This is a genomic window from Rhodopirellula halodulae (assembly GCF_020966775.1).
Taxonomy (GTDB): Bacteria; Planctomycetota; Planctomycetia; order Pirellulales; family Pirellulaceae; genus Rhodopirellula; species Rhodopirellula halodulae.
Genome location: NZ_JAJKFV010000029.1, coordinates 1437332 through 1448591 on the forward strand (window position 1 = coordinate 1437332; position 11260 = coordinate 1448591).

At 57.1% G+C, this 11260-nt stretch carries 11 protein-coding genes; 4 read left to right on the forward strand and 7 right to left on the reverse strand.

The genetic code is table 11. From position 1 onward, the window contains the following. Window positions 1-71: 71 nt before the first annotated feature. Entirely contained in the window at window positions 72-1478 is a 1407-nt protein-coding gene (locus LOC70_RS18175) for an ArsB/NhaD family transporter (protein ID WP_315857313.1), read from the forward strand. A gap of 43 nt (window positions 1479-1521) precedes the next feature. Then, on the forward strand, window positions 1522-2469 hold the full coding sequence (locus tag LOC70_RS18180; RefSeq protein ID WP_230255408.1) for a universal stress protein: 948 nt from the start codon (window positions 1522-1524) through the stop codon (window positions 2467-2469). 235 nt (window positions 2470-2704) lie between these two features. On the opposite strand, the gene LOC70_RS18185 is transcribed toward LOC70_RS18180, so the two are convergent. The 4 genes from LOC70_RS18185 to LOC70_RS18200 all read right to left on the reverse strand — a co-directional run bounded on the left by LOC70_RS18185 (window position 2705) and on the right by LOC70_RS18200 (window position 6078). Further along, the gene (locus tag LOC70_RS18185) at window positions 2705-3067 is read right to left on the reverse strand and encodes a SpoIIAA family protein (protein WP_230255409.1); all 363 of its coding nucleotides are present in this window, start codon (window positions 3065-3067) and stop codon (window positions 2705-2707) included. Between the two features lie 399 nt (window positions 3068-3466). Next, the gene (gene fba / locus LOC70_RS18190) at window positions 3467-4489 is read right to left on the reverse strand and encodes a class II fructose-bisphosphate aldolase (protein ID WP_230255410.1); all 1023 of its coding nucleotides are present in this window, start codon (window positions 4487-4489) and stop codon (window positions 3467-3469) included. Between the two features lie 148 nt (window positions 4490-4637). Then, window positions 4638-5261, reverse strand: a complete 624-nt coding sequence (locus LOC70_RS18195; RefSeq protein WP_230255411.1) for a superoxide dismutase — start codon at window positions 5259-5261, stop codon at window positions 4638-4640. Window positions 5262-5343: 82 nt separating this feature from the next. After that, window positions 5344-6078, reverse strand: a complete 735-nt coding sequence (locus tag LOC70_RS18200) for a response regulator transcription factor (protein WP_230255412.1) — start codon at window positions 6076-6078, stop codon at window positions 5344-5346. 451 nt (window positions 6079-6529) lie between these two features. On the opposite strand from LOC70_RS18200, the gene LOC70_RS18205 reads away from it, so the two are divergent. Then, window positions 6530-7846: a citrate synthase gene (locus LOC70_RS18205; protein WP_230255413.1), complete on the forward strand. Its 1317-nt coding sequence runs from the start codon at window positions 6530-6532 to the stop codon at window positions 7844-7846. Window positions 7847-7986: 140 nt separating this feature from the next. On the opposite strand, the gene LOC70_RS18210 is transcribed toward LOC70_RS18205, so the two are convergent. Together LOC70_RS18210 and LOC70_RS18215 are read right to left on the reverse strand one after the other, a co-directional pair. After that, window positions 7987-8238 (reverse strand): hypothetical protein, encoded by a 252-nt coding sequence (locus LOC70_RS18210; protein WP_230255414.1) that lies wholly within the window; start codon window positions 8236-8238, stop codon window positions 7987-7989. A gap of 204 nt (window positions 8239-8442) precedes the next feature. Next, window positions 8443-8613, reverse strand: coding sequence for a hypothetical protein (locus LOC70_RS18215; protein ID WP_230255415.1), 171 nt, complete (start codon window positions 8611-8613; stop codon window positions 8443-8445). Window positions 8614-9019: 406 nt separating this feature from the next. Between LOC70_RS18215 and LOC70_RS18220 the strand changes: the two genes are divergently transcribed. Continuing rightward, entirely contained in the window at window positions 9020-10111 is a 1092-nt protein-coding gene (locus LOC70_RS18220; RefSeq protein WP_390889055.1) for a tetratricopeptide repeat protein, read from the forward strand. A gap of 22 nt (window positions 10112-10133) precedes the next feature. Here the strand turns inward: LOC70_RS18220 and LOC70_RS18225 are convergent, their stop codons facing one another. Beyond that, a complete protein-coding gene (locus LOC70_RS18225; protein WP_230255416.1) occupies window positions 10134-11207 on the reverse strand; it encodes an L-threonylcarbamoyladenylate synthase in 1074 nt (357 codons plus the stop codon). Between the last annotated feature and the right edge of the window lie 53 nt (window positions 11208-11260).

Below are 11260 nucleotides of genomic sequence, written 5' to 3' on the forward strand. Positions count from 1 at the left end.
CTGCGCAGCGTTCGTTCCTAATGCCGCCGGTGACCGATTTGCCGATGGCGACTTTGCGTTTGGAGAATGCAATGATGTTGGCCGCGTCGCTGACGGAGATGCCCACCGCGTCCGCACCCGCTTGGGTCATGATTTTGTTCGCCGCGGTGATGATGGCGACTTATGTGGGGGTTGCAATTGAGCGATTTCACAAAACCGTTGCCGCGTTGTGTGGTGCCGCGGTTCTGGTGATCCTCAGTGTTGCGCTGGGCTTGTTTGAGTACCCGCGAGTCTACAACTTCCTCAAAGAAGACCTGAACATCTTCGGCGTTATCATCGGGACGGGAATTCTGGTGGATGTTGTCGGAAAGAGCGGCCTGTTTCACTTCATCAGCATGTGGATCGTTCGATTGACGGGAGGCCAGGCGACGCGGTTGTTCATGACGTTGTGCGTGGTGACGTTTTTGTTCGTCAGCGTCCTGACGATTGTTCCCGCGATGCTGATCTTGAGTTCCCTGGTGTTGGTGATTTGTCGATCGCTGGGGTACAAGCCGATGCCGTTGTTGCTTTCCGTGGCCATCTGTGCCAACAGCGGTGCGATTGCGACGTTTGCCAGTGGGTTGCCCAACATCATGATCGGGACGGCTGCCGGTATTCCCTACGTCGACTTTTTGCGAGTCTCGTTGCCGTTCGCGGTTGTCAGTCTGCTGGTTGCAATCGCCGGGCTGCGGTGGTTCTTTCGAAATGATTTGCCGTGGAAACAATCTGAGGAAGACAAGGTCGCCTTGAAGCAACAAATCGAAGGCTTTGACCCTTGGGCGTTGGTCGAAGATCGCGGCGTGCTTCTGCGAAGCTCCATCATTCTGCTAAGCACCGTGGTCGGATTTGCCTTGGCTCAGCCGTTGGGCGTGGGCATGGACTTTGTTGCGATGGTTGGTGCGACCGCGGCGTTGCTGTTCTCAGGCAAAGGCGTCGAAGATGCGATCGGCAAGGTGAACTGGACGGTGATCCTGTTTTTCATGGGGCTGTTTGTCATCATCGGCTGCGTGAAGCACACCGGTGCACTGAAGTGGGTGGCACAGCAAGTCGTGGTGGTGTCCGACAATCGAATTGAATTGTTGGTCCCACTGATGGGCAGCTTTTCGGCGGTCGCCAGTTCCATCGTGGACAATATTCCGGTGGCGGCTACGTTGATTCCGATTGTTCAGGACGTCTCGGGTGGTGATACAGGCGTGCCCGCCGAGCCGCTTTGGTGGACGTTGGTGATCTGTTGCAATCTGGGTGGCAACGGCACACCGATCGGATCGATTTCTTGCGTGATCGCGATTTACGCCTTGAAGAAAGAAGCCGGCATTCACGTCGGTTGGGGCACGTTCCTGAAGCTTGGCGGTTCGATCATGTTGTTCCAGGTTGCGGGTGCGATTGCCTATATCATGTGGATGCACCACCAGGGTTTCATCCCGGACATCGCGGCGGTTCCCAGTCTGCCCACGCATTGAATCTTCTCCGGCAAACACTCTTCTCTCGTAAGTGACGATAACCATGGATCAATCACCCGATTTGGATCGTGATGTCGACGATTCGATGCGTATGTTCGAGCGTGCCAAGGTCGGATCGGCAACGCCGCTGACGCCGATTCGCCCCGCTCGGTTGATGTTGGTGTTGGATGGGTCCCCGCAAGACGCCACGTCCATCGCAATGGCGGCATATTTTCGCGAAACCTACAACACCGAAACGTTTGTGCTCGACGCAAGAGATTCGGCTGAGCCCAAAGACACGGGGACCGAAGACGCTATCCAAGCGGCACGTCAGATGAGCGGTGCCAGGGCGATTGCTCGAGGTGAGGGCGAGGCGTTCGAGGCGATCTTGAACGCGCTGAAGACGCATGACGTCAACTTGTTGATTGTGCCCTGCCCTTTCGGTCGATCGTTCGAGCGTGTTGGCACCGACAGCGTCGGGACGGTGATGGACGTTTTACTCTCGCGTTGTCCCGTTCCCATTTTGGTGACTCGTCGAGAGGACCAAGAATTCAGGCAGTGCAGCCAACGTATTCTGTTGATGGCGGGCAGCGAGTGCGATGTCGAAAGTCGTGCCGCGGCGTGGGCATTCGGTTTGGCGGCTCCGGATGCCGTGATTTCGCTGAATTTGGTCGTCGAAAAAGAGCACTTTGAAAACGTGCGAAGCATCCTTGAGTCTTTAAGACCTGAGGAGTCGTTTGATGTTCAGAAGCTCAGCGATGCGTTGGCTCAATCGCACGCTCAGTTGCATTCGGCGATGAACGCCACGGCGCGGGAGATGAAGTTAAGCTATTCGTTGGTGCCGCAGGCGGGCGAGGTGGCGCCTCCCAATCCGTTGTCTGATTCCACCCAGCAATTGTTGGTGCTTCCGTTGGAGGTCGACGATCGGTTCATCCAAGGCTTCGTCCACGACCGCCTGCGCCGCAGTCCGCACCCGCTGCTGATCGTTCCCGGGCATGTTTTGCCGGAGTAGGTTGCGAGTTTGCGGTGTTGGTTGAGACTCTTAAACAAGCGGCTCCTCGCTCAACTATCGTAACTCCCCTCGCTCCGTTTCGGAGAGAGACGCCACTGAAAAAGACGCGAAGACCGAGCTGCTCGCCCCCTCACCCCCGACCCCTCTCCCCCACGAAGCGTTGGGGAGAGGGGAGCCTAGATCTAGCGTTGCTATCGGAGAGAAACTCTCTCGCTAAATGGAAGCTCCATTCACCTCAATCCCCCTGGATCCAGGTACGAGCATCTTCGATGTCAGTGTGGTCGAAGTACTTGACCGTGGCTTTGGTGAAGGGTTTGCAGAACGTCGCCATGCCGGCTTCCCATTTGCTTTCACCGACCAGAGCCAGCTTTTCCAGGTCGTGAAAATGCTTGACGGCAAATTTGGTGTCGGCCCAGAGGGCACCTGCGTCCCATCCGTGAAAGTCTTGCAGCACGACCATCATGCGGACTTTGCCCCAGCGTTCGATTTGCGCGTCAACCACGGGAACAAAATGCTCGTAGGCTTCGGCGGTGAGCTTTCCCGAAAGAATCAGCTCAATGATTTTGCCGTCAGCGACTTCGGTGATTTCGTAGGACACGATGTTTCTCCGCTAGTGAATGGAATTCTGGCGTTCCACTTCATTCTAGCGAAGGCCAGAGATGCACCAGGACATCGCACGTATCTTTGGCAACAGAGTAGAACAGTTTTCCTCAACTGTTTGCGTGCCAGCTTCAGAATCGTCGAGCAGCATGGTACGAACGTCGAGATCTGTGAACGCTTGGGGCTGCTCGGGAGGTTGAGTTGCAAGGCGGAACAATGGAGGACAATTGTTCTGCTCTGGCCAACCCGAAATTGCTCCGCTTCTGAGCGAGCTTGGTGAGTGGTGTCGCGGTCGACGCAGCCGCGCACGAAAAAAGCCTGGAGCGAATGGTTCCGTTCCAGGCTTTCGAATCGAGCGTCGTTCATTTGCGTTCAGATGAGCCAAACGCGAGTTGAATCAGACTGCGGCGCCGAGGGTGGCTCGCAGTTTGGCTCCGTTGCCGGCTTGGCCGAAGGCGGTCATGCGAGCGACGCAGACGTCCTTCATCGCGGCGCGGGCTGGTTTCAGGTAAGCACGTGGGTCGAAGGCGGCTTTGTCTTCGGTTAAGACTTTGCGGATCGCACCGGTGATCGCCATGCGGCAGTCGGTGTCGACGTTGATCTTGCGGACACCGCTCTTGATACCTCGCTGAATCTCTTCCACGGGTACGCCGTAGGTTTGTTTCATCTCACCGCCGTACTGGTTGATGATGTCTTGCAATTCTTGTGGCACGCTGCTGCTGCCGTGCATGACCAAGTGCGTGTTGGGGATCTTGGCGTGGATGGCTTCGATGCGATCCATGGCCAAGACTTCACCGGTTGGCTTGCTGGTGAACTTGTAAGCACCGTGGCTGGTTCCGATGGCAACGGCCAACGCGTCGACGCCGGTTTCTTCCACGAAGCGGAGGGCTTCATCGGGGTCGGTCAACAATTGATCGTGAGTCAGGGTTCCGACCGCGCCATGGCCGTCTTCTTGTTCGCCACCACCATCTTCGAGCGATCCCAAGCACCCCAGTTCGCCTTCCACGCTGACGCCGCGAGCGTGCGCCATTTTGACGACTTCGGCGGTGACCTTCACGTTGTAGTCGTAGTCTGCAGGGGTTTGGCCGTCGGCCTCCAGCGAGCCGTCCATCATGACGCTGGTGAAGCCGTTTTCGATCGCCGACAAGCAAGTGTCAGGGCTGTTGCCGTGATCCTGGTGCATCACGATCGGAATTTGTGGGTACAGTTCTGTTGCGGCGACCATCAGGTGACGCAGGTAAGCGTCTTGGGTGTAGGCACGAGCACCACGCGAAGCTTGGATGATTACCGGGGAATCCGTTTCCTCAGCGGCTTCCATGATCGCCTGGATTTGTTCCATGTTGTTGACGTTGAACGCCGCGACGCCGTAATCGTTTTCGGCGGCGTGATCCAGGACAACGCGAAGGGGGACGAGTGGCATGGCGTTCAGTTCCTAAGAAGGTCGTGTGTCTATGGTGGGAAAGAACGCAATTATCTCGGCGAATCCCCATTTCGCAAGGGCATGAAAAAACCGCTGGCTCGCATGCGAACCAACGGTTTCAAAGTCGATTGAGTTTGATCTGTTGCGGTTACTTGGCAGCCGCAAAACGCTCTGCAACGGCGTCCCAGTTCACAACGTTCCAGAACGCCGCGATGTAGTCAGGGCGACGGTTTTGGTAGTGCAGGTAGTAAGCGTGCTCCCACACGTCCAATCCGAGGATCGGGGTGCCGCCGATTCCGGCAACCGCTTCGCCCATCAACGGGCTGTCTTGATTGGCGGTGCTGCCAACGTGCAGCTTGCCGTCGGCGACGTACAACCAAGCCCAACCGCTACCGAAGCGGGTGGCACCGGCTGCTGCGAATTGTTCTTTGAAAGCGTCGAACGATCCAAAGGCGGAGTCGATCGCCGCGGCCAATTCACCGCTTGGTGCGCCGCCTTTTCCAGGACCCAAAACGGTCCAGAACAGCGAGTGGTTGGCGTGTCCGCCACCGTTGTTGCGGACCGCACCGCGTTTATCTTCGGGAACCGCCGAAAGGTCGGAGATGACCTCTTCGACCGACTTCGATGCCAAGTCCGTGCCAGCCAAAGCGTCGTTGGCTTTGGTCACGTAGGCGTTGTGGTGTTTTGAGTGGTGGATTTCCATCGTCCGCGCGTCGAAGTGCGGCTCGAGGGCGTCGTAAGCGTACGGCAAGTCGGGCAGTGTGAAAGCCATCGTGCTCGTGGGGGTTGGTGTTGCGGATGAAAGTTCGTCGTTGGCGATAGCGTAGCAAGCTGTCGAGGGACGGGCGAGCGGGTCAGCCGGTCGAGGTTTCGGGTTCCAGGACAAATCGATAGCCGGCGTCGCGAACGGTGAGCAAATGCACCGGTTCCGCCGGCGAAGGCTCGATCGCTTTGCGAAGTCGCGCGATGAATTGGTCAACGGCGCGTGTTTGCAGATTGCCCGACATCTCCCACACTTGCGTTAGCAATTCCGAACGGTTGATCACGCGTTCGGGGTTCTCGACGAAGTACCGCAGCAAACGCAATTCTTTGGGCGTCATCTTGATTGGCTCCCCGTCGACGCTGACTTGGTGCGTGCGGAAATCGGCTTCGACTCGGCCGAACGAGATCGCGTCAACTGATTCGGGTTGCGGAGCTGGACGGGGACTGGAGGGACCAGGTGAAGATTGCAACAAGTTCTTTACGCGGCTGATCAGCTCTGACAAATCAAACGGTTTGCTCATGTACTGATTCGCACCAACGTCGAATCCGCGGGCGCGATCTTCGGACAGCGTGCGGGCGGAAAGCATCAGCACGGGAGTTGTCACGCCCGATTCACGCAGTTGCTCACAAACCGTGTAACCGCTCATCCCCGGCAGCATCAGATCCAAGATGATCAAATCGATGGTGCTGCCGGAATGCTCGATCAACTGAAGTGCGGACGGACCATCCTCGACCAACGAGACTCGGTAACCTTCCGCCTCGAGGTTGTACTTGATCCCAACACCCAAGTGCCGTTCATCTTCAACAACTAAAATGTGGGCTCGCATCGAATACCTCCGAAGCGGTGCGGGGATCGGATCCATTTCGACCGTGTCGATCGGGCGCAATCAAACGAACCGGGCCAAACGAACGGTGCCAATCGACAGGGCAAAAAAACGAGCGGGTCAACTCAAACCGGGGCAACTCAAACACAGGGATGTAACAAACGGTCGCGCGGAAACGCGGAGTGTCGTGACGACGAGTGACCGTGTGGACAAAAAGTGTTTGCCGATTGTCTTTCCGAGGCTGTCGTTGCGTGTTCCGCCGTTCTGTTGCAGCCCGGGGCACACAGAACGTCGACTCAGGTCAGCTTCTATTTTTCCCAATCGGACAGGTCTTGGGAACCGGCGAAGCGAATGACGCCCCCGGCTGATTGTCGCTCGGATGACGCAGGGCTACACTACAACAGTCACCCCAAAGGCATCCCTCCCACTCGCATTTTGTATCGATAGATCGCCCATGAGCTCCTCGTCCAGCCTGGAAATTCAACGAGCCGAAACCGTCCGAATGCAAATCGGAGATCGAAATCTCGAACTGCCATTGGTGGAAGGAACCGAACAGGAACAAGCGATCGACATCAGTCGATTGCGTGCCGAGACCGGCGTGATCACGCTCGACGAAGGCTTCGTCAACACCGGCAGCACTCGCAGTGCGATCACGTTCCTAGATGGTGAAAAGGGAATCCTTCGCTATCGCGGATACCCGATCGAACAGCTAGCGAAGACATGTGACTTCGTCGAAGTTGCGTACTTGCTGATCTTTGGTGAATTGCCGACCGCGGACGAGATCAACACGTTCCGATCCGGCATTCGCGAACACACGATGATCCATGAGGACATGCGATCGTTCTACAACGGTTTTCCGCGTGACGCTCACCCAATGGCGATCCTCAGCAGCGTGGTTGGGGCGCTGTCCACGTTCTACCAAGACTCATTGGATCCCAACGATCCACGCCAAGTCGAGATCTCGCTTTATCGATTGATCGCAAAGCTGCCGACCATTGCGGCGTACAGCTACAAAAAGTCGATGGGCCAACCGTTCATGTATCCCAAGAACGAGTTGGAATACTGCGAGAACTTCTTGTACATGATGTTTGCGACGCCCGCGTCGGATTACTTGGTCGATCCCGACTTCGCGGAAGCATTGAATTTGTTGTTCATCGTGCATGCCGATCACGAGCAGAACTGCAGCACCTCCACCGTTCGGATGGTCGGCAGCAGCAACGCGAACTTGTTCGCTTCGATCTCCGCCGGCATCGGAGCCCTTTGGGGGCCACTTCACGGTGGTGCCAACGAGGCTTGCGTGAACATGTTGGAACGCATCGCTGCCGATGGTGGTAACGTCCAGAAGTACGTCGATATGGCGAAGGATAAAACGAACGATTTCCGGATCATGGGCTTTGGACACCGCGTTTATAAAAACTCCGATCCGCGTGCCACGATCATCCGAGCCAGTTGCGACAAGTTGCTCGCCAAACTGAACCTGGACGATCCGTTGTTCGAGGTCGCTCAGAAGTTGGAAGAGGTCGCTCTGAAAGACGAGTACTTCATCGAACGCAAGTTGTATCCCAACGTCGATTTCTACTCGGGCGTGATTTACCGAGCCCTTGGAATCCCCGTGCAGATGTTCACGGTGTTGTTCGCGATCGGGCGTTTGCCAGGCTGGATGGCTCACTGGCGTGAGATGCAATCCAACCCCGCATCGCGGATCAATCGTCCACGTCAGGTTTACACCGGAGCCACCGAACGCGACGTGGTGGCATTGGACCAACGTTGATTCACAGCGTCCGCTGAGCCAACAACGTCGTGATCAGCAGCGACCGTCGGAGACGGTCCAGTGAGCCGCAAGCCATCGTCGCCATTCGCTTCACGACAGCCGCGTAAAATTGACATCCATCGCGGTGTGAAGATCGGTGGTCAGGCGAAGGCGATGTCGCGCGTGTAGAGATCCAGCATTTGCCCCTGCACTTTGACGGCACGAAGCAGCGTCCAGAGCTGGTCAGGTGTGAATTCCACCGGGCCATCGTTCAGCAGCGAATCCAGTTCGCGTGAGACTGCGGTGTGTTGATCCGTGGCTGCGTCAAATCGGAAACTGACGTTCTGCCAAACGGCGTGCAAAGCCTTGGGATCTTCCAACCGCGAAGGGTCTTCTTCTTGGTTGAGAATCATCAAACACAGGCGCGCGACGTCCGTGGGCGACAGTTCAGGTCGCAGCTGGGAGATTTTCTCGGCGAGTTCGTGACACTTCATAATGAAGCCTACGTCACCTGAACAAACGAACCGAAGTTTTTTTCCAGAATTTGCGTGCGATCGAGCTCGTTATGGCCCCCACGCCGCAATCGGCCCGCAGTGGTCCGTTTGGAAACGAACGCTTCAGTCCAACGGTGTGGTATCGGGCTCGATCTTCAAACCTTCCAACACCTCGTTGAGTTTCGCTTCCAACTCGTCCAGTTGGGCGAGCACGTCGTCCTGGCGTCGTTCCAGTTCCTGCAGCAGATTGCCCGGGGCTTCTTCAGTCGATTCGGAGAGCGATACAGGCAACATCAATCACGATCCATGTACGAACGAGCTTCTTGCGAACACTCGCGAGAATGGGGCACGGCCTTCCGCGATCCTTCGCGTGCGTGCTGCTCCCGGCTGTTGGTGATCGATCGGCTGATGGTGGCCCGAATTTCTAGTGTCGCTCCGGTCGTGACGGTCGGTCCGGTGAAGCAAGCGGTGATGGTCCGACGAGGTGTTCCGGATTGGTAAACCTTGCCGCTTGCTGAGTTTTGTTTGAGTCGCTCGCCGCAATGTTGGACGGGCGTGATCGGCGAATGTGTACGGGCGATTCGGAGACGACTTCGCCGCTTTTTTACGCTCTGGCGATGAATCGTTCGTTTTTGATATGCGTCAGAATGGCGCCGGCTTCGTTGGTTGGTGTGGCACAACGTTCTTTCGGATCAAACGCGTGAAACCGCTTTGCTTTCTCCTTGCCGAGCATCGAACAAGATGCAGTCGAAGGAAGCGAGCTCGCGGTCCATCCATTTGGATCCCACTCAATCATTCAGTTCGCGATTGGCTTTCGCTCGGACTGTTGCTGCTGTGTTTCACGACCGTGGGTTCGTCGTTGGGATGTCGTGGCATCGGTCGTTTTGGCGAAAGTCGACAATCGATCGCGGCACGGCGACTGTCACGTCAGGGCGTGAAAGCGATGCGGCAGGGCGATTGGACCGTGGCGGAGACGCTATTCACCGAAGCCCTTGATGTTTCCAACAGCAACGATGCGGCTCATCGCGGCATGGCGGAATCGCTTTGGAAGAAAGGCCAACGCGACGAAGCGATCGAGCATCTCGAAAAGGCGGTTCAGCTATCGGCCGGAGACCCCAAGCACATGCAGCGGCTCGGTCGCATGTACTTGGAAGTTGGCCGAGTCGATGAGGCGTCACGCCAATGCCAGATCGCCTTGGATTCAGATCGTGATTGGGCCGCTCTGTGGGCGTTGTGGGGTGACTGCAAAGCGTCTCGCAATGAAATTGACGAGGCACTGGCGGCCTACCACCGAGCATTATCGTTGCAGCCGGATTACCCATATGTCCAAATGCGGACGGCGGAGATCTATCACCAACAGCAACGATACGACCGTTTGCTCGCGACGCTGGATCGTCTGCGTGAAGACACGGATTTCGTCGGCGATGTGGAAGAGATGATCCGCCCCGGTGCGGCTGATCTGCTCCGTGGAATTGCCATGCGTGAATTGGGACGTACGGAGGAGTCCGTTCAGTTTTTCTTGGCGTCCACAAGAAAGAATCCAGTGGATGCGACCGCTCGATTGCAGTTGGCTTCCATCGCCATGGAAGCAGGACAGCCCGATGTCGCTCAAACTTGGCTCGCCCAGGCCATGCAGTTGGATCCTTCGGCCACTCGTGAAGCGGGATGGAACCTGGATCCAGCGGCGCAAGGCGTGATCGGTTCCGCGGTCCGGTCCGACGGTTTGTCGACGCCAATGATGCCGCCGCAAGTGGCAACGCAACCGCGTGCGTCCACGCCCTGGCGACAGTGATGAATCAATCTTGAGCAGCGAATCAGTCTTGCTGGGCCGCTCGCACCAAGCGATCTTGAATGGCGATCAGCAGGTTGCGGTTGGTGTCCTGCGGCCAACGATCGAGCATCAGCTCATCCACCTCGATCGCATCAAATCCCGCGGCGTCGGCTTCTCTTAAAACGCTGTACAACCTCGCTGCGATCGTGTGCGGGTCCCCTGTTTCGGACAGATCCCACACGGCGGCATAGCCTTCGACGTGATGGTGCAACGTTCGCAGCCGAAGACGCAACACCCGGCCATCGGTGGAAGACCGGTTCGCGGTTTCTTTCACCAATCGCAGTGGCGTCGTTGGTGAGTAGTGTTTGCGAAGCATTCCCGGCGAGGCGAGAGGAGCCGGTGTCGAGCGAGATTTGGCGAGCGTTGCATTAGATCGTGTGGCTACGTCTTTGCTCGATTGCACAGGCTCCTGCAGAGCATCTTGCAAACGCTCGACGGACAGCATGCCCTCCCGAAGAATCCTCGGCGGTGAATGCGGATTCGCGATCGAGAGAACGGTGGATTCCAATCCGACTCGACATGGTCCGCCGTCCAGCACCATTTCGACAGCGGATTCTAAACCTTGGATCACATGTTCCGGACGAGTCGGGCTGATGTAGTTCGAAACATTGGCACTGGGCGCCGCGATGGGAAGCCCGACGGCTTTCAGCAATTCGAGAGCAACAGGATGCTCCGGAACACGAACCGCGACGGTGTCGCCACCGGCGGTGACTTCGTTGATGACCCGCGGGGAACGTGGCAACACCAAGGTCAGCGGTCCCGGCCACAATTGGCTGGCTCGTTCAAGTCGTGTTTGGGTGATCGAATTGTCGAGCTGGACCAGCGGCAAGACCGCGTCGAGTCCATCCACATGCAGGATCAGCGGATTATTCGCAGGCCGATTTTTCGCGGCGAAGATTTTGTTGACGCAAGCAGATTGATCGCCACGAGCCGCCAGACCGTAGACCGTTTCCGTCGGCAGCCCGATCAGCTTGCCATCACGCAGGTGACGACTGGCGAGCTGGATCGCCTCGGGTGAGGCGGGGTGGATTTTCGGATGCGAGGAATTGGGACTCATGGCCAATGAGTCTGATTCATCGCGATGGATTCGCAAGCACCCATGCAAAGGCT